Genomic DNA, 18,758 nt, shown 5'->3' on the forward strand with positions numbered 1-18,758 from the left:
GCGCTCGAACCGACGCTGGTACTCTACGATCGCCAGCCCAACCGGATCCCAACAATGTTCCGCGACCAGACAGCTAGGTGCCCTGCTGACCTTTGCGCCGCGCGTGCTCTATGGCGTCCAGACTGCCCAGGCTGGCCTCTGGGGCCTGACACCGTTGGAGGATCAGCAACTGGCAGGCCTTGTGATGTGGATTCCGGCGGGAACGGTATATGCCGGCGCGGCGCTGCCTTTCTTCGCCGCCTGGCTGCGCCGGCCCGGACAGGCCTGGAGAGCCGACAATGCGCTTCCCCCGTGAGCGCCGCGCCTGGCTGGCTTGGGCTGGGCTGACCGCCCTGCTGCTGGTCTGGGCCGCGTCGCGGCCGGGTCCAGCCGCGCCTGCCTCTGCCCCTTCGGCGGAGCTTGGTCCCTCTTCTCCTTCCCGATGGCGCTTCCGTGCGGCCGTCTGGGCGGCGATGGTTCTTCTGCTTCTCGGCGGCCTCGGCCTTGGCGGCTGGAGCTTCATGCAGCGGCGGGAGCGGCAGGCGATCGCGACCGCCCTGACGGGAGGCGATCCGCACCGCGGCCCGGACCTGATGACGCGCTACGGTTGCGGCGGCTGCCACACCATCCCGGGCGTGCCGGGCGCGGACGGAAAGGTCGCCGGCCCGCTGTCCGGGATGCGGGAGCGGGTCTTCGTCGGCGGCGTGGCCCGCAACAGCCCGGAGCCGATGATCCGCTGGATCGTCGATCCGCGCGCGCTCTCGCCGCAGACCGCCATGCCGGCCACCGGCATCACCGAAGCCGAGGCGCGCGACGTGGCCGCCTACCTCTACGCGCGATAGTTCGAGAAGCCCGGCGTCGGACGCGGCGGAAGAGAATGGATATAGGTGGCGATGGCGCGACGGTCTTCCTCCGGCAGGGCCGCCATGTTCTTGACCACATCATCCATCGAGGATTTCACGACCCGCAGACCCGGTGTTCGGCCGGTTGTCAGCACTTCCACCAGGTCGCCTACCGACCAGTGTCCGATGGCCTGCGGCGTGTTGTTGGGAACATAGCCCGCTCCCTCCTGGTCAGGGCCTCCGGCGAAACGCGCCTCCGGCTTGATGGCGCCTGCCAGGTTCCGCGTCGAATGACATTCGGCGCAGTGCGCGATCGCCTCTGTCAAATAGTGGCCGCAATTCCAGGCATCGCCGCGCTCCGGCTCGTCAGGCATCGGTCCCCGCTCCAGAAAAAGCAGCTTCCAAAAGCCCAGGCCCCGGCGGATGGTGAATGGAATCGGCAGCTCGTGGGCCAGGGAGCGATCCGGTGCGGGCTTCAGGCTGCGCAGATAGGCCCAGAGGTCCCGCACATCCTCAGCCTGCATCCGGACGTAGCTAGAGTAGGGAAAAGCCGGATAATAATGCTGGCCCTCCGGCGATACGCCGGACAGCAGGGCATTGGCCAGATCGACGCCGCGCCATGTGCCGATGCCCTCCTGCGGGTCAGGCGAGATGTTGGGCGGATGAAATGTGCCGTAGGGCGATCCGAGCGCCAGTCCGCCCCCCAGCCGCAGGCGGCTCCCTTGGCCGGGTGTGGCATGGCAGGAGGAGCATTGCCCCGCGTCGAAGATGCGTTGGCCCCGAAGGGGGTCGCCATTTTCGAAGCGCGCGGCATCCACTTCGCCGAAGGCCGGCCGGGCTGCCGTCACGATCCAGGCGAGCCCAGCGCCCGACAGGGCCAGCATGGCGGCGATGAAGACGAGGGTGCGAGGCATGCCAATCCTGTTGTGGGGAGGGCGGAAAGGGCGCGTGCTTCGGAGTACAATGCATCGATCGGGTTCCGGCTTCAGCGGGCGGCCCCTTACCCGAAGGTAACGTCACGGGATGCCGGATCGGCCCCGGGTCCTGAAAACCATCCGCCGTTCCGCGAGTTGGTCAGCCTGTCCGACATGTGCAGAACGGACTCGAAGCAAGCGAGCATCGGCCTGCTTCGCCCGCGCGAACCGCGCCAGCCATAAGTCGCCCCCCTGCCGCACGATGGCGACATTGCCGATGCGGCCGGGCTGGCGGGCGGCCTGGATCAGGTGGTGCTCGACGATGCCATGGCGCTGCGCCACCAGGCCCGCCTGACGAAGCCGGCAGGAATGCCGCAGCCCGGTGCCGTCCTGCCAGAATCAGCCTTCGAGCTTCACTCCGGCAGCTTGCGCGACGGCACCCCATTTCTGGATCTCGCCGGCAACGAAGATAGTGGCTGCCTCGAGGGTCTGCGGCGCCGCGGTTCCGCCCAGTTCCAGCATGCGGGCGGCGATCCGTGGATCGCGGAGCATGCCGATCACATCGGCATTGATCCGTTCAACCACCTCCCGTGGCGCCGCCGCGGGAACGCAGAGGCCGCCCCAACCGATCGCCTCATAGCCAGGCAGTGTTTCGGCAATCGCCGGGATCGCGGGCAGTTGCGGGGCCCGCATGGCCGAGGTGACGGCGACGGCCTTGATCCGTCCTCCCTGGACATGAGGCAGGGCACTCGCGACGCTGTCGAACATCATGGGGATGTTGCCGGCGATCAGATCGGCCATCGCGGGTCCCGATCCCTTATAGGGCACATGCGTCAACTTCACGCCGCCGCGGCTGGCAAACATCTCGGCCGAGAGGTGCTGCGAGGTGCCCGGGCCGCCACTGCCATAGTTGATCCCGCCGGGATCGGCCTGCGCCGCCGCGATCAGCTCGGGCACAGTGTTCGGGGCGAAGCGGGGATGGGCGACGATCATCAGCGGCACGGTGAAAACCGTGGTGATGTAGGTGAAGTCACGCAACGCGTCGTAAGGCAGGTTCGGGATGATGCTCGGATTGATCCCGTTGGTGCCGCTGGTCGAGGCGATCAGGGTATAGCCGTCAGGCGTGGATCGTGCCCCGGCCTCCATCCCGACCACGCCCGCGCCGCCTGCGCGGTTTTCCACCACGATGCGCTGCGGCCACCGTTTCGAGAGTTCATCTGCGAGATAACGCAGGATCGTGTCCGTCGCCTGGCCGGGAGGAAAGGGGATCAACAGCCGCACGGGACGGCTGGGCCAGTTCTCGGCAGCCGACGGGAGATCGGGCAGAACGGCCGCTCCAGCGAGGCCGAGACCTGCGCCGAGCAACTGGCGGCGGGCCGGGTGACGGAACATGCGCGATCTCCGAACGAAAATTCAGCCTCGGTATGCTGTCGGCTGCGGAACATGATCAAGTGAGCCAAGCTGTCCTATTTCACGGTCCGGCATCGGTTGGTCCCTGCCGGGCTCAGCTGCAGAGTACCGGCCACGTGGAAGGACCCATCGCGCTGCGCTGCCCGCGGATCGGTGGAGCGCCAGGATGTCACCACCTCGACCCCCAGAGCGCTAGATGGGCGAGTTCCTGAACCTCGTGCGGATCCCGTCTGACATCTTCTCAGCAATCATGATCACCGGCACGTTCAGGTTGGCGCAGGGGATGGTCGGCATGACGGAGGCATCGCAGACCATCAGCCCCTCCACGCCGATCACCCGGCCTGTGGGATCGCAGACCGCCAAATCGTCATCCTGCGCGCCGAGCCGGCAGGTGCCGCAGGGATGCCAGACACCGCCGACGTGGCGCCGGAGATGCAGCCGCAGCGCCGCGTCGTCCTGGCACAGAACATCCAGCGGCGGATTGCCCTCCTGCGCCATGGCCAGGATGCGGGACCGCACCATTGGCACGCGGTCCATCACCGGTCCGGCCAGGGCAGTCATCACGCCGTTCTGCCAGGATGGCTGCAGCAGCTTCTTCACCCGGGCGGAATAGGTGGAGGGGAAGGCCTCCATCACCAGACCGCTGAGGGAGGGTGCGCGCAGTACGCCTGCCGCCAGCCGGAAGGCCTGGGCCAGTCGCACCAGATCCCGCTCATCCGACAGCATGCGGAAATCCACCACCGGCCGAACGGATGGATCGGGCGAGGCCAGGGTGACGCTGCCCCGGGAATAGGATTTGTTCACCCAGTTGAACAGCGTGGCGATGCGGTGCCCCACCGCGTGCCAGCCAGAACGAGTGTTGACGGCGAGGTGCATATCCCCCGGCGGCGTTCCGTCGAGGCCGGAGGACCAGCGCAGGATGGATTGAATATGATAGTGCTCGCCGGTGGGCAGGCGCACATCCGGGCGGATGAAGGCGGAAACGCCGATGGAGGGATGCTCCAGCAGGTTCCGCCCGACGCCCGCGCGCACCGCCACCACGGGAATACCCAGCTGGTTCAGCGCCGCTCCCGGTCCCACGCCGCTGCGCAGCAACAAAGCAGGGGAGTGCAATGCACCATTGCTGACGATGACCAGCGGCGCCGCAACATCGAGGCCTTCATGGCCCCGCCGCAGCCGCGCGCCAATGGCCCTCTTGCCCTCGAACAACACCTGCTCCGCCTCGGTGCCTGTCCAGAGCGTCAGGTTGGGGCGGGCACGCACGGCCTGGGTCAGATAGACGGTGGCCGTGGAGGAACGATGGCCGCTGCGGTCCAGATTGACGGTGATGGGAAAGACACCGTCTTCCCAGGCACCGTTCTGGTCCTCCCGCGTCGCATATCCCTGCTGGCCCAGCTCCGCCTCCACCTGCCGGGCGAAGGGCGTGTGCCGGGAACGCGGCACGCGCTGAATCGGCAGCGGGCCATCAGCGCCATGCAGGTCGGCATCGCTGGCGAGGTCGAGATCCTGCTCCAGCTTACGGAAATAAAGCAGCACGTCAGACCAGCCCCAGCCCGCCGCGCCCTCGGCCTCCCATTCCGCATAATCATGCGGCGAGCCGCGGTTGGCACCGATGCCGTTGATGGAGGATCCGCCGCCCAGGATGCGCGCCTGCTCATAGGGCCGCATGGTGGCCTGGCCGGTGTTGGACGGGTCCTTGCCCATCGCCACCTGCAGCCCGCCCCAGGTCCAGGCGCTGTTGAAATAAGCCCGTCCCGGATAGGGAGAAGCGATCTCCGGCGGCATCTCGCCCGGCCGCAGATCCTGACCGGCTTCCACCAGCAGCACCTTGCGGGCGGTATCCTCGCTCAGCCGTGCCGCCAGCACGCAGCCGGCGGAACCGCCACCCAGGATCACCACGTCGAAACGTGCTGCGTCCCGCGCGATGGGGGGGATCTCCGGCATGCTCAACCCTTCCGGACGTTCCAGAAGAAGGCCGCCGAGCCGGGCAGGATGCCGGTGACATTCTCCCGATAGGCCGTGCGGGAGAAATACTGGCCGAGCGGCAGGCTGGGCACGTCATCGAAGGCCACACGCTGGATCTGGTCCATCAGCCGGCGGCCATCCTCCGGCGTCGCGGCGTCCAGCCATTCGAGGGTCAGGCGTTCCATCTCGGCACTCTCATACCATCCGGTCCAGCCGGTACTGCCCTGCCCGCGAATGGTGGCGTTCATCGCCGGGTTGGCGATGGACACGCTGGGCCAGTTGGTGTGGTAGATGCTCCATCCGCCCTTCTCCACCGGTTCGCGCGACAGGCGGCGTTGCAGCACCGTGCCCCAGTCCATCTCCTGCAGGTCCACCTTGATGCCGATCTGCCGCAGCAGCTCCGCCGTCAGCAGCCCGTGCGGGGAGATGGAGGGATAATCGGCCGGGTTGAGGATGACCGCCGTCTCGCCATTGTAGCCGCTGGCCTTCACCGCCGCGCGGGCGGCCTCCAGGCTGGCGGGCATGTCCTGCACCCCGGCCTCGGTCACGTCGGGCAGGCCGCAGGGGAACATGGCGCGGCAGAGGCGCCAGACATCCGGGTCGTCGCCGACGATCGAGCGCATGTAATCCTCCTGCCGCAGGGCGGAGAGGACGGCGCGGCGCAGCCTCGGGTTGTTGAAGGGCGGCTGCAGATGATTGAAACGGGCATGGGCGATGAAGCCGTAAGGGTCCTGCCGCTGCACGGTGATGCCCCGCCGGCGCGTCAGCGTCGGGATCAGGTCGGGCAGAGCCTGCTCCCACCAGTCGATCTCGCCGGCCTGGAGCGCGCCCGCCGCCGTCGCCGGATCGGGCATGATGATCCACTCGATGCGGTCGAGATGCGCCTGCTTGCCGCCGGAGGTCCAGTCCGGAGCCTCGGCCCGCGGCCTGTAGTCGGCGAAGCGGGTGTACACGGCGCGGCTGCCGGAGATGAACTCGTCCGGCATGAAGCGGAAGGGGCCGGAACCGATCATCTCCGTCACCGACTTGTTCGGATCCGTCGCTGCCAGCCGTTCAGGCATGATGAAGGCGGGGGAGGAGTGCGGCTTGCCGATGGCATCGAGCAGGCGGGGAAAGGGGCGCTTCAGGCGGATGCGGATGGTACGGTCGTCGGCCGCTTCGAAGGCTTGCACGGCGGCGCCGAGGGTCTGCCCGAAGGTGTCCCGCCTGCTCCAGCGCGCGAGGCTCGCCGCGCAATCCTGGGCCCGGACCGGCTCGCCATCATGGAAGCGCAACCCTTCCCGCAGGCGGATCAGCCATGTGAGATTGTCCTCGGACACCGTGGCGCCCTCGGCCATCTGCGGCTTCGCCTGCATCCGGGCATCGACGCCGTAAAGGGTGTCGAACACGCAGTAGCCATGGGTGATCGTCACCGCCGCCGTGGTGAAGACCGGATCGAGCGTCGATAGGTTGGCCTGCGGCACGAAGCGCAGCGTGGCGGGCGTGGCCGCGCGCGCGAGACGCGGCGCGCCCCATGGCAGAAGAAGCGCTCCCGAAGCCTGCAGGAGGCTCCGGCGGCCGGGATTGGATTTCATTCTTCTGGCATCCTCGGTCTTGTCAGTCCCAGCGGCGATGGAATGCCGCCAGGCCTGATTGGATCATGAGATCTCACAGGGCCGGTTCAGAGTCCGGCGAAGCGGCGCACCACGTTCTCCAGCATGCGGGAGACCGGGCCATCGAAGGCCGTTCCGTTCCACAGGCTGCCGCAGAAGGTGATGGAGCCCACGGCAAAGACCGCGCCACCACCCGGCACCTCGAAGAAGACGATCTCCGCCCGCTTCAAAGCCTCCGGGCTCTCTCCGGTGACGGTCGCGATGTGCGAGAGCAACTCCTCCGGCACCGTGACAAAGGAGGCCGGAGGCTGCTCGGACCGCGCCAGGATGACGGTGTCCGGCGGGGTGCCGAGGCGCGGATCGGCCCGGTCCAGCTCGAACCCGGCCGCGCCCCCGCCTGAGAGCCCGTAATCACCGATCACCTCCGGCACGCCCTCGAAGATCCAGGCGTGACGCGGGTCTTCGGAGGCCGGCAGGCGGCGGTAGAAGGTGCCCTCGAACAGACCCTGCGCGCTGAAGCCGACGCCCACCAGCGCCTGGGGCGGCCGGCGGTTGCGCCGCCACAGCCCACCCAGGGCGCCATCGATCTGGTGGTAGTATTCTCCGGCCTCGGCCGCCCAGGCGCGGATGCCGCCCTCGGCACGGCGGATCTCGATGATGTGCGGCCGCGCAGGGTCACGCGCGATGCGCCAGTAGAAGCCGTTGCCGCCCAGGTAGCAGAGACGCCCGCCCCGATCGCGATAGGCTGTCAGCGCATCCAGCATCCGCTCCGTATGGTACTCGGGATGGGAGCCGGTGAGGACGACGCTGTAAGGCGACAGCAGCGAGGTGCCCTCATCGTCGAGATCCTCATCGGTGATGACGTCGAAATCGATGCCACGGGCCTCCAGCCAGGCGAGAAGATGAGAATCCGCCGGGTAATGCCGCAGGCCGGAGCCCTTCGGGTCGTTGAAGGTGAGGAAGCCAGGCCGCATCGTCAGGATCGGCCGCAACCGGGAGGAAAGCGAGATGCCGCTGCCATCGGGGTGGCGATTGTACGTGGAGTGCCCGAAGGCGTGGACGTCGTCCGGATTGTGCGGATAGGCGCCCCAGGCAACGGCTCGCGCCTTGTAGGCTGCGTCGGCATTGCCGCGGGCGTGGTTGGCATAGGCCTGATAGGTGAAGGTGGAGGCCAGGAAGGCAACGGGCGCCTGGGCCTCACCACGGCGCGGCAGGACGTAGAAGGGCAGCCAGTCCTCGCCGCCGTCACAGGTGAGATGAAAGGCATAGGCGCCACTTCGCATATCCCGCGGCACGTCGAAGGTGAAGGAGGGCTTCCAGCCGCAATCCTCCAGGTCATCCGCGTGGAAGTGGATGGCGGCATATTCGTCCGGCGCGTGCCGCCAACAGGTCTCGCGCCCCGTCCAGGCGGCACCCACCGCGCCGCGCACCGGCATGTTGAACAGCGTGCCGTGCAGGCCAGCGGCGCCGGTGTCTGAGAATGCATCGGACGCGATGCCGACGGAGAAATTCCATCGTGCGCGCAGGCTTCCAGCCGAGGCAGGGAGATGCTGCGGCTCTGGCCAGCTCTCGATGAAGGCGGCGGCCACCAGCGGATCCTCGAGCTTGCCGGTGAAATGATCCCGTGGCGCCGCCGCGTCCCGGGCGGCGAAGGTCATGGCGGAGCAACGTGCCATGTCGGCCGCCGGAACCGAGGCCGAAACCGCGGCGCCGCCCGCCGCGCCGAACGGTGCCTGACCCAATACTACCCGTCCTGTCACCGGGTCATGCGAGAGCCAGACGCGGTACCAGATCGCCGCGCGCATCGGCACCGCCGTCCGCAAGCGGGTGGTCACGCCAGCGATCGCGATCTCCGCCTCGGCGCCATCAGCCGCGGCGCGGATCACGACACCGTCGCCGCCTTCCGTTGCCAGCACCGTGGCGGCGGGCAGGTCCGCGAGGAGTTGCACCAGCACTGCCCAGCAGCGCGGCTCATGCGGCTCCAGCCCTGGATCGCCCTGCACCAATCCCCAGGAACCGAGCCTCACCGGCTGATGCTCGCCCTCGAAGGCATGGTCGAAGGGCACGGGCTGCAGATCCAAGCCGGGTCCGGCGGGGTTGGGATCGGCCGAGACGACGCGCACCAGCCGTGCGCGGCAGGGCCCGGGCTCGCGCAGGCTGACATGGGCGGTGATCCGCTCGCCCGGGCGGCGGGAAAGCCGATCAAGATAGCCGGTGATGGGTGGCAGCATCGCTGTCAGGCCCGACGCAGGTTCCACGGCACGGGACGCGGGCCCTCCAGCATGCCGGTCAGCGAGGTGCGATAGGCGGTGCGGATGAAGAACTGCCCCAACGGCACAGTCGGTACGTCGCGGAAGGCGAGATTCTGCATCTCTGCGCCGATCCGCTTCCGCTCCCCCTCGGCTTCGGCGGCAAGCCAGCGGCTGTTCAGAGCTTCCATTTCCGCGCTTTCGTACCAGCCGGTCCAGCCGCCCTCACCCTGGCCGCGGATCAGCGCGTTCTGGCTCGGCGTTACGACGCCCATGCCGCTCCACCACACGGGAAACAGGCTCCACCCCCCCTCTGCGGGTGGCTTGCGCTGGACGATGCGGCCGAGGACGCTGCCCCAGTCCGTCGCCACGAGGTCCACGTTGAAGCCGATGCGGGTCAGCAGGTCATGCGCGATCAGCCCGAACGGCGCAATGGAGGCGAAGTCCGACGGGTTGAGGAGGATCACCTTCTCCCCCGCATAGCCGCTTTCCTTCAGCAAGGCGCGGGCGCGGTCCAGGCTCGGCGCGGCCATCGGGTCGGGCGCGGAGGCGCGGCCATAGGGCGTGGTGCAGGGAAAGAACGAATGGCAGACATTGTAGGCGGTTTCGTCACTGTTGGTGACGGCGCCCATGAAGTCGGGCTGCTGAATGGCGGCGAGCACGGCCTGTCGCGCTTTCGCGTTGTTGAATGGCGGATGCAGGTGGTTGAAGCGCAGCACGCCCATGTAGCCGGCCGGGTCACCATTGGCGATGGTGATGCCGCGGTCGCGGCGCAGCAGCGGGATCAGGTCGGCGCCCACTTGTTCCCACCAATCCACCTCACCCGCCTGCAGTGCCGCGGCGGCGGTTGCCTGGTCCGGCATCATCATCCATTCGACACGCTCGAAATGGGCGACCTTGCCGCCCGAGGTCCATTCCGGCGCCTCCTGCCGGGGCTGATAGCGATCAAACTTGCGGTAGGCGGCGCGGCTGCCAGGAACGAATTCGTCGGCCACAAAGCGGTAGGGGCCGGAGCCCACCACCTCGGTGAAGGGCTTGGTCGCCTCCGTGTTGCCGATGCGCTCAGGCATGATGAAGGCGGGGCTTGTGCCGGGCTTGGCCAGCGCGTCCAGCAGCAGAGGGAAGCGGCGGGAAAGGCGGATCACCAGCGTGCGGTCATCCGGCGTCTGCCACTCGGCCACGGCGCTGCCGAGCGTGCGGCCGAAAGTGTCGCGGCCGCACCAGCGGCGCAGGCTGGCCGCGCAATCGCGTGAGCGCACCCGCTCGCCATCATGGAAGAACAATCCCTCGCGCAGGCGGATGGTCCATCGCAGGCCGTCATCCGAGGTGGTGTGGCTCTCCGCCATCTGCGGCTGGGGGCGCATCTGCGCGTCCAGGCCATAGAGCGTGTCATAGACATAGAAGCTGTGGTTCACCGCAACGCCGGCAAGCGAGGCAATGGGATCGACAATGGAGAGCGCCGCCTGCGGCACGAAACGCAGCACGCGCGGGTCAGCGCGCTGCGCATAGGAAACAGAGGGGGCCGCGAGGGCCGCTCCACCCAGCAGGAGCGCGCCACGGCGCGTGATCAACTGACGCATAGCCTGTTCTCCCGTGTGGCTGATCTCAGCGAAGGACACCCTCCAGCCGCAGCTCGGCAGCATACTCGTCCAGGACGGCACCGAGACGCCCGGCAAGGATATCGACCTCATCCGCCGTGATGATCAGCGGCGGCGACAGCATCAGCCAGTCGCCATAGGCGCCGCGCGAGGTGCGGCGGCAATAGAGCGCCAGCCCGTGACGCATCGCGATCTGCTGCACCCGAGCCGGCGCCACCTTCTGCAGCGGGATCATCGCGCGGCTGTGCTGGTCGCTGACCAGTTCCAGCGCCAGTAGCAAGCCGAGGCCGCGTATGTCGCCGACCAGTGGATTGCGCATCGCCAGCGCCTCCAACCGCTGCCGCAGCAGCGCGCCCATGCGGGCGGCATTTCCTATGAGGTCGGCCTCCTCGACCTCCCGCAACACGGCGGCGCCGATGGCGCAGCCCATCACATGCGCATTGTAGGTGAACCCGTGCATGAAGCCGCCGGCCTCAGCCACCATGCGCACCATCTCGGCGGAAGCCAGCATGGCGCCAAGCGGCGCATATCCGGCGGAAAGTCCTTTTGCCACCACAGCGATGTCGGGCCGCGCCGCCGGCCAGTGGTCGGCCGCCAGGAAGCGGCCCGTACGCCCGGCGCCACTCATGACCTCGTCGAAGATCAGCTTCACGCCGTGGCGCGTGCAGATCTGCCGCACCGCCTCATAGTAGGAGGCCGGTGCCACCAGCGCCCCCGTAGCGAGCCCGCCGACGGGTTCCATGATGAAGGCCAGCACCGTTTCCGGCCCTTCGCGGAGGATCGCTTCCTCCAACGCGGCGGCACAGGCCCGTGCGTGGCTCTCCACCGTGTGGTTGGGCGGAAGGCGGTAGCTCAGCGGCGCCGGCACGCGCGGCACGGCACGCATCATCGCTCCGAAAATCTCGTGCGCGTGCTCGTCGCCGGAAACAGCCAGCGCACCCAGCGTGTTGCCGTGATAACCTGGCTGCCGGCCGATCACCTTCCAGCGCGACGCCTGCCCGGCGATGACGGCATGCTGCCGTGCGAACTTGATAGCACTTTCCACCGCCTCGGAGCCGCCGGAAACAATGAAGGCCCGGTCGAGGCCCGGCCCGGCGAGGCGGCCCAGCCGCTCGGCAAACTCCAGATTGGCAGCGCTCTCGAACTGGCTGGGATAGGCGAACACCGCCTGCCGCGCCTGTGCCTCCATCGCCGCCAGGATGCGCGGATGGCCATGGCCGAGATTGCTCGCGACCGGTCCTGAGGAGGCATCAAGATAGTGGTTGCCGTCCGTGTCGATCAGCCAGATGCCGTCTCCCCGTGCAATGCGTGGCAGGACGGGCGCGCCAGGTGGGCGCGTGAAGGCCTGCAGGCCCAGGCCGATCTCCGGCGAACTCCGTGCGTCGTCCATGCAAGCCTCGCTGCCAGCTCTGTTCCAGGGCGCCGAGATTCATTTCGAATAGGCTTGCAGCGGAGTTGATCGCACTCTTGCGCACCGCGCAAGATGCTTCCTCGCCGGCTCTAGGCTTGGTATGGAGGCGGCATGCCAGGGGATGTTGGAAGGTCGGGAACACATTTTGGCTCGGAACCCCAGGCGATCACGTGCAGCACCGGTCGCGGTGGGCCTCAGCCGGGAGACGATCCTGGACGCAGCCCTTGCCGAAATCGACAGCAAGGGCTTGGCGGCCTTCAGCCTCCGAGGGTTGGGGAGGTCGCTCGGGGTCAATGCCAGCGTGATCGTCTGGCATGTCGGCAACCGGGATGCGGTGGTGGCAGAAGTCATCCGGCTGGTGCTGAAGGATTGCGTGCCGCCCCGCCTCCCCGGCCAGGCTTGGCAGAGTTGGCTGCGAAGCCTGTTCATCCGTTTCCGTGATGCGATCCGGCGGCATCCGAACACGGCGCCGCTGATCGGTGCCGACACCGTCTCGAACCTCCGGCCCGATTTCGCCCTGGTGGAGGCCATCCTTTCAGTTTTGGCGGAGGCAGGGGTGCCGGAGGTGCGCCTCTGCGAAACCTACAATGCCATTCAGGCGGCGCTGGTGGGTTTCGTGACGCAGGAACTTGCGCGCATCCCGACGGAGGACCTGGCCTCCTGGCAGGCCCATATCCAGGCGGGTCTCGCCGAGGCTGATGCCACGCGTTACCCGCATCTGGTTCGGCTCCTGCCCCGCCTGAGGAACCGCGCCTTTATCCTGCGCTGGCAGAATGGCGCGGTTGCGCCGATGGATAGCAGTTTCGAGATCTTCGTAAGCTGCATCATCGGCGGTCTGGAAAAGTCACTCGACGGACCTTCACCTTGATCGCCGCCTCCGTCGCATTGCCTGCGACCAAGATTTCATTATCAAGTGGCAGGCCGGTAGCAGAAGCCGCTGTTGATCGGAGGACGATCAGCCATCGACCTGATCCGCTCGCTTCGTGGCCGAGACGGGGATCAGGCCTCGCGCCCACATCCTGATCTTGGCATGAGCCTTGCCAGTCGCTCCACCACCGGAGCAATCGAGCAGTCGGTGCGGGGGGCCTGCCGCGAAGAGACAGCGGCTTGCACTTCCCATCGGCACCTGGGTGCTGCCGCAACCTTGCTCTTGGGAACATAATCGTTCTTGGAAGCCTTATCCGCACGATGATCCGGGATCGTCATCGCGGATGTTCTGGCTTCAGCGACCCTGCATCACGCTGGTCCTGCGCGTGTCCACGACGGTAACGCTGGACATAATCGATTAGCGCCCTAAGCTTGGGCTCGACGTTCCGGCGAGTGGGATAATAAAGGTAGAACCCTGCAAAAGGTGCGCTGAACTCCTCCAGCACGGCAACAAGTTCGCCGCGATCCAGGAAGCCCCGGAACGTGTCCGCCATGCCAAAGGTGATGCCGGCGCCGCTGAGCGCCATGCGGATCATCAGGCCCATGTCATTGGTGGTGATCACGGGTGCCATGTCGACGGAAAACTCCCGCCGCCCTTCCGCGAATTCCCACCGGTAAGGCGGATGATGCGGCGCCGGGCGCCAGCCGATGCAGCGATGCCTCACTAGGTCGCGCGGATGTTCGGGCCGGCCGCGTTCTGCGAGGTAGGCCGGCGAGCAGACGGCAAGCTGGTGCTGATAATCGGAAACAGACACGGCGATCATGTCCTGCTCGATCACCTCACCCAAACGGACACCCGCGTCGAAGCCCATCTCCACGATGTCGCCCTCCTCGTCCGTGACCAGGATGTCGATCTGCACGTCCGGAAATGCTCGGCCAAACCCGGCGAGGAGTGGACCGGACAGGAAGCTTTCCGCGATCGAGGACACGGCGATGCGAAGCAGCCCCCGCGGGGCGCCGCCGAAACCCCGTGCATTATCGATGGCGGCGCGCATCTCGGCGAGCGCGGGCACGATGTCGCCGCGCAGCCGCTCGCCGGCCTCGGTCAGTCCGACGCTTCGCGTCGTCCGGCGCAGTACCGCCGTTCCGAGCGCCTCCTCCAACCGCCGGATCGACTGGCTGACCGCAGAGCGCGTGACTCCCAGGCGGTTGGCTGCGGCACGGAAGCTCCGTTCCTCCGCCACGGTGGCGAAGACGACGAGGGCGTTGAGGTCGTGGCGCATTGTCCAGTTATACTAAACAGCGTGGTCTTCGGAAGAGTGGTTATCCTTCCAGTGGGAAGAACCTAGCTTGCCCCCTGCCGGCCAGCACCTCGTCCCTGGCGCTCATGGGACGGAGTCTGGCCAACCGAATGGGAGAGAAGCCATCATGTCTCTTGAGAAGGTCGTCCTCGTCACCGGCGCATCCAGCGGAATCGGCGTCGGCATCGCCCGGGAACTCGCGGCCGCCGGCGCGAGCCTGGTACTCGGCGCCCGCCGAACGGAGCGCCTGGAAGCCCTTGCTGAGGAGCTTCGCGGCACTGGCGCCCGCGTCGTGACATGCCATCTCGACGTGACGGACCGCAGCAGCGTCGCGGCCTTTGCCCAGCTGGGACGGGATGCCTTCGGTCGCGTCGACGCGATCGTCAACAATGCCGGGATCATGCCGCTTTCCCTCATGGCCTCGATGAAGGTCGAGGAATGGGAGCAGATGGTCGACGTCAACATCAAGGGCGTCCTTTACGGCATCGCGGCCGTGCTGCCGGAGATGACGGCGCGTGGCTCGGGCCACGTCGTCAACATCGCCTCGGTGGGCGCGCTCACGGTTTCGCCCACGGCGGCGGTCTATTGCGCCACCAAGTTCGCCGTGCGGGCGATCTCGGACGGCCTGCGCCAGGAGCGCGACGATATCCGCGTCACCTGCATTCATCCCGGCGTGGTGACAAGCGAGCTCGCCGGCACGATCACCGATCCTGCGGCCCTGGAGGCCATGAAGACCTACCGCGCCGTCGCGATTCAGCCGGATGCCATCGGTCGCGCCGTGCGCTACGTCCTGGAGCAGCCGGAGGATGTCGACGTCAACGAAATCGTGGTGCGTCCGACGAGGGCGGCATTCTGATGCGCCCTCTCAGCGCGAGTGCGGCGGCTCTGGCCATGGCGCTGGCCACTTCCACGACCGCGGAGCCGATCGCGGCGCGGGTGACGCATCCTTACGCCGGCATGTGGGTCACCGACGACGGACGGGTGCGGCACGAGCTCCTGCCAGACGGGCGCTATGACGAAGCACGCGGTGAGCGGGAGAGCGCGTACCGGGGACGCTACGAGGTGACGGGCAGCCACATCGAGTATTGGGATGACACCGGCTTCACGGCCGATGGTGACTTCGTCGATCTCGACACTCTCCATCATGGCGGCATGGTGCTGCGTCGGCGGCTTTGGCCAAGCGCTCCAACACCTTCGCCCTGACCACCCGCTGTTGTGGCCCCAGTCACGTCGCTCAGCCCGCAGATCTTGATATTCAAAGGGATGAAGCCATGAATCCGCAATCCTTGATCCGGTCCCTCACCAGGGCTGGCCGTGGTCTACCTGTCGCACTGTCGCTCGCACTGGCCGTGACGCCTGTACAAACCAGTGCTGCACGGGCCGACGCCGGTATGCAGACCCAGAACGAAGAGATCATTCGCCGAGCCTTCGAAGGATGGGCAGCAGGCCGCAACGTCTTCACGGAGATCTTGGCGCCCGACGTGACTTGGACGATTCATGGCTCGGGTCCAGTAGCGGGTACCTACCGGAGCCGAGAGGCATTCATCGAACATGCTTCGCGGCCCCTTCTCAGCCGCCTCGCGGCGCCACTCGTGCCCAGGCTGCACCGGATCTGGACCGCAGACGATACAGTTGTTATCCGGTTCGAAGCCGCCGCCACAACCACTGCGGGACGCCCTTACAGCAACCAGTTCGTGTGGATCTTCCGGATGAAGGGCGGCTCTGTCGTGGAGGCCGAAGCCTTTCTTGATCTGTTCGCCTACCGGAACGTTGTCGACACCAGCGAGCCGCGCAGTCCGTAGAACGACACGCCTTCCCGCTGTCTCACCTGCGCTTTCATATCCGAGCGCCGCCAAGATGTTCACGGGGGACCGGTTTGATAAGGCAAGACGCCGAGTTTACCCGGGTGCTCAATGGCCTTTTCCTGAGCGTTGCGCCGGGAGGCAGACACGCCCATGCCCGCCAAAGCCAGGCCGTGCTATCCTCCAAGATCCGGTGTTCTGGCAACTTCGACTCGAAGCCTCGTTGTTCGAATTCGTGGATCGCGGCAAGGCTGTGTTGCTTGGAAGGCAGTTGCACCGGCAGCATCAGCTCATCCAGACCATGGGGATCGCTCGATGGCTTGCGAGTGGCGGAGGGAACTCAATGACGATCTCTGGAGCGGCTTGCTTGGTTAGGCGCCCGCGCACCTGGCCAAAGCGAGGTCGAAATCAAGCGCAGCCATGGCCGTGCTTGAAGTTTTCCGTAATCGTCGGACCAGCACGGGACGTGCCACCGCACCGTCCCGGATGCCGTCCGCCGCAAAGGCGACGACGAGATCAACGACCGCGCTGAAAGCGAGTGATGCGAAGCCGAGCGCCATGAACTGCAGGGCAGTCTTGCCCTGGCCCGGCTCCAGGAATTGCAGGATGAAGGTTAGGAAGAAGGCTGCTGTTTCGGATTCAGCGCCTCGGCCAGGACGCCATCGATCCCCTGCTCGATACCCCCACGTCCTCGCGCCAGGCGGCTTGGAACGTGCGGACGCCGATCCAGTTGAGGTAGGCTGAACCCATTAACTCCAGAACAGTGAAAGGCTTCGTATTGGAGGAAACGACGGCAGACACGCCGAACCTGTCCCTCGCGACATGGACCAGGGCACCGAGCCCATTGCCGAAGCTGGATGCAACGCCTTCCGTGCGACCGGCCGCGAATGTCCTCGCCGCAACATAGAAGAGGGCTGGACCGGATGTGATAGCGAGCAACAGGGCCGCCGCACAGGAGAGCGCGAACTGGGATAACTCAGGCGTCGTTATGAACTCCCGCCGCCGGGCCGGACAGCCTGTTGCGTCGGTGGCCGGTGGTGGCGTCACGCGGCAGCCGCGATCCTCCGCTTCTCGGTCACGCAGCCCGGCATCAGCCGGCTTATTCCGCTAACGAGCATCTCACCCGCTTCTTCAAGCGCATCGTCCGGCATGCTGCCGAGACTTTCAAGGATGAACCACATCCGGCCCGTCATGGCGTCGAGCCGCGTCCGTGTACCCTGCCGCCAATTCCATCGCCTGCAGGTCACACCAATGTCATCCCGCCAGATGACCTCGCCCAATACCGGATTTTCGACTACCACCTTTCCATCGGCAACGGTGTCGAACCGCTCCGTTCCGTCCGCCAGCGTCAGGTGTGGTCGCCCGACATACGCATCGTCGTTCTCGCCGCCGATCGGGACCGCGTAGCGGAGGCTGACCGCGTTATAAAGGTCGACAACAGGATTGATCACGGCGAGGCCACCATCCTTCATTACCCGCCGGCGGAGAGCCTGGGCAGAACACGGCGTGCGATTGGGCCTTGCACCGAACCGCTGGTAGACTGTCACCCAACTCGCCAGATGCGCATCGGCCCAGGCCGGTCCACCGGCAAGCACGAACTCACAAGCATCCTTCAAGGAATCGGGCGCGGGGTCTCCACTTTGGATCTCCCGGCTGTCAACATGGATAGTCAGTGCACGGAAGTCGGGAGCGATCTTCCACACGCGATCATCGATAATTGGGCTCTTGAACACAGCTCTGGAACCTGTTGACCGTATTCGACTAATATATCGACCATGATCCGTAAAGTCAATATATCGACCTCAGTTGGTGCAAACGCTGAACAGGTCAGCGCAGCTGTATCCCGGAAGCTCAAGCTGTATCGGAAGCAGAATAGGTTTACGCTCGACGAACTGTCCCGCAGGTCGGGTATCAGCAAGGGCATGTTGGTGGAAATGGAAAAGGGCAGCGCCAACCCGAGCGTGGCGACGCTCTGCAAGGCTGCGGCCGCCCTTGGGGTGTCCGTAGCCGATTTCGTGGATGTGGCGTCGGATGTGCCAGCACAGGTCATGCAACCGCAGGTGTCCTCCATCCTGTGGCATGGTCCCCGAGGCGGAAGCGCGACGCTTTTGGCGGGAACTCAAGGTCCAGACATGGTTGAGCTCTGGCGTTGGGAGATGTTTCCGGGAGAGGTTTATGAATCGCCCGGACACTCGCCTGGAACCGTAGAACTCATCAATGTAGAGGGCGGCGAACTTACTCTAAGTCTGCAGCATACGAAGCTGCTGGTGACATCCGGCTCCTCTGTGCTCGCGCGCACGGAGGCGGGGCATTCCTATCTCAATTCAGGGTTCACGGAGTTGCGGTTTGTGATGTCGGTGGTGGAACTGCAGCGGACACGACTGCACTTTTTGCCCTGAGCCGCGGCTGCGGAGAAAACGCGGTAGGGCCCGTGTTGGGCTCGGCAACGTGCGTCGGAACTTGAACGGCCGATGCACCTTCGAAATACGGTGCCCGATCAACCGCTCCAGCGGTAGGAATGGGGTGCTGCGGGGGCCACCGGCAGACTGCCGAGTTCCGGGCGCCTCCGATGAGGGGCATCTCGATGTGCCGCTTTCTGCTATTCGATCGCGGATTCGGTGGTGAGTAGCTTGGCCAATGCCCGAAGGGCTGGCCGGATGGGATGCACTCTCACTGACCAACGCCTTGGCCACGGCCCTGCTGCTGCTCACCGCCGCATGGCTGTGGCGAGACACGCAGGCAACAGCCTTTATACCAAATCCCATTGATCAGAACCCATAAGCCCATTCGCGCAGGCCGATGGACATGATGCGCCAGGGCTGATCGAC

At 66.3% G+C, this 18,758-nt stretch carries 18 protein-coding genes; 7 read left to right on the forward strand and 11 right to left on the reverse strand.

The genetic code is table 11. The annotated features are described in order from the left end of the window. Positions 1–295, forward strand: a 295-nt coding sequence (locus D2K64_RS20785; RefSeq protein WP_162306227.1) for a cytochrome c oxidase assembly protein, incomplete at its 5' end; no start/stop codon positions are given. Continuing rightward, positions 279–821 carry a c-type cytochrome gene (locus D2K64_RS20790; protein ID WP_238384344.1) on the forward strand — a complete coding sequence of 181 codons (543 nt, stop codon included), beginning with the start codon at positions 279–281 and terminating at the stop codon, positions 819–821. The genes D2K64_RS20785 and D2K64_RS20790, both read left to right, overlap by 17 nt. Here D2K64_RS20790 and D2K64_RS20795 read toward each other — a convergent pair. The 8 genes from D2K64_RS20795 to D2K64_RS20830 form a co-directional block, all read right to left on the reverse strand. Further along, on the reverse strand, positions 809–1,735 hold the full coding sequence (locus D2K64_RS20795) for a c-type cytochrome (protein ID WP_120010293.1): 927 nt from the start codon (positions 1,733–1,735) through the stop codon (positions 809–811). The two genes, D2K64_RS20790 and D2K64_RS20795, sit on opposite strands and share 13 nt — an antisense overlap. 102 nt (positions 1,736–1,837) lie before the next feature. Then, positions 1,838–2,077 (reverse strand): hypothetical protein, encoded by a 240-nt coding sequence (locus tag D2K64_RS20800; RefSeq protein ID WP_120010294.1) that lies wholly within the window; start codon positions 2,075–2,077, stop codon positions 1,838–1,840. Between the two features lie 57 nt (positions 2,078–2,134). Then, positions 2,135–3,127, reverse strand: a complete 993-nt coding sequence (locus D2K64_RS20805) for a Bug family tripartite tricarboxylate transporter substrate binding protein (protein WP_120010295.1) — start codon at positions 3,125–3,127, stop codon at positions 2,135–2,137. 210 nt (positions 3,128–3,337) lie between these two features. After that, complete coding sequence (locus tag D2K64_RS20810; protein WP_120010296.1) at positions 3,338–5,089, reverse strand: GMC family oxidoreductase; 1,752 nt, start codon at positions 5,087–5,089, stop codon at positions 3,338–3,340. A gap of 2 nt (positions 5,090–5,091) precedes the next feature. Then, on the reverse strand, positions 5,092–6,684 hold the full coding sequence (locus D2K64_RS20815; protein WP_120010297.1) for an ABC transporter substrate-binding protein: 1,593 nt from the start codon (positions 6,682–6,684) through the stop codon (positions 5,092–5,094). An 86-nt stretch (positions 6,685–6,770) separates the two neighbouring features. Beyond that, positions 6,771–8,933, reverse strand: a complete 2,163-nt coding sequence (locus D2K64_RS20820; protein WP_238384345.1) for a N,N-dimethylformamidase beta subunit family domain-containing protein — start codon at positions 8,931–8,933, stop codon at positions 6,771–6,773. 5 nt (positions 8,934–8,938) lie between these two features. Further along, the gene (locus tag D2K64_RS20825; RefSeq protein WP_120010298.1) at positions 8,939–10,531 is read right to left on the reverse strand and encodes an ABC transporter substrate-binding protein; all 1,593 of its coding nucleotides are present in this window, start codon (positions 10,529–10,531) and stop codon (positions 8,939–8,941) included. 25 nt (positions 10,532–10,556) lie between these two features. Next, on the reverse strand, positions 10,557–11,939 hold the full coding sequence (locus D2K64_RS20830) for an aminotransferase family protein (protein WP_120010299.1): 1,383 nt from the start codon (positions 11,937–11,939) through the stop codon (positions 10,557–10,559). 121 nt (positions 11,940–12,060) lie between these two features. Here D2K64_RS20830 and D2K64_RS20835 point away from each other — a divergent pair, with 121 nt between their 5' ends. Further along, entirely contained in the window at positions 12,061–12,828 is a 768-nt protein-coding gene (locus tag D2K64_RS20835) for a TetR/AcrR family transcriptional regulator C-terminal domain-containing protein (RefSeq protein ID WP_120010300.1), read from the forward strand. 334 nt (positions 12,829–13,162) lie between these two features. On the opposite strand, the gene D2K64_RS20840 is transcribed toward D2K64_RS20835, so the two are convergent. After that, positions 13,163–14,110, reverse strand: a complete 948-nt coding sequence (locus D2K64_RS20840; protein ID WP_120010301.1) for a LysR family transcriptional regulator — start codon at positions 14,108–14,110, stop codon at positions 13,163–13,165. Positions 14,111–14,255: 145 nt separating this feature from the next. Here D2K64_RS20840 and D2K64_RS20845 point away from each other — a divergent pair, with 145 nt between their 5' ends. The 3 genes from D2K64_RS20845 to D2K64_RS20855 all read left to right on the forward strand — a co-directional run bounded on the left by D2K64_RS20845 (position 14,256) and on the right by D2K64_RS20855 (position 15,930). Beyond that, a complete protein-coding gene (locus tag D2K64_RS20845; protein ID WP_120010302.1) occupies positions 14,256–14,984 on the forward strand; it encodes an SDR family oxidoreductase in 729 nt (242 codons plus the stop codon). Next, on the forward strand, positions 14,984–15,331 hold the full coding sequence (locus tag D2K64_RS20850; protein WP_238384346.1) for an Atu4866 domain-containing protein: 348 nt from the start codon (positions 14,984–14,986) through the stop codon (positions 15,329–15,331). The genes D2K64_RS20845 and D2K64_RS20850 overlap by 1 nt, the downstream gene beginning before the upstream one ends. Before the next feature lie 68 nt (positions 15,332–15,399). Next, a complete protein-coding gene (locus tag D2K64_RS20855) occupies positions 15,400–15,930 on the forward strand; it encodes a nuclear transport factor 2 family protein (protein WP_120010304.1) in 531 nt (176 codons plus the stop codon). Positions 15,931–16,569: 639 nt separating this feature from the next. On the opposite strand, the gene D2K64_RS26295 is transcribed toward D2K64_RS20855, so the two are convergent. Then, on the reverse strand, positions 16,570–16,977 hold the full coding sequence (locus tag D2K64_RS26295) for a LysE family translocator (RefSeq protein ID WP_202910774.1): 408 nt from the start codon (positions 16,975–16,977) through the stop codon (positions 16,570–16,572). Continuing rightward, on the reverse strand, positions 16,974–17,663 hold the full coding sequence (locus tag D2K64_RS20865; RefSeq protein ID WP_120010305.1) for a B3/B4 domain-containing protein: 690 nt from the start codon (positions 17,661–17,663) through the stop codon (positions 16,974–16,976). Before D2K64_RS20865 ends, D2K64_RS26295 begins: the two co-directional genes overlap by 4 nt. A 42-nt stretch (positions 17,664–17,705) precedes the next feature. On the opposite strand from D2K64_RS20865, the gene D2K64_RS20870 reads away from it, so the two are divergent. Further along, a complete protein-coding gene (locus tag D2K64_RS20870) occupies positions 17,706–18,329 on the forward strand; it encodes a helix-turn-helix transcriptional regulator (RefSeq protein WP_120010306.1) in 624 nt (207 codons plus the stop codon). Positions 18,330–18,758: the final 429 nt, after the last annotated feature.

The organism is Teichococcus vastitatis, from assembly GCF_003604215.1.
GTDB classification, from domain to species: Bacteria; Pseudomonadota; Alphaproteobacteria; order Acetobacterales; family Acetobacteraceae; genus Pseudoroseomonas; species Pseudoroseomonas vastitatis.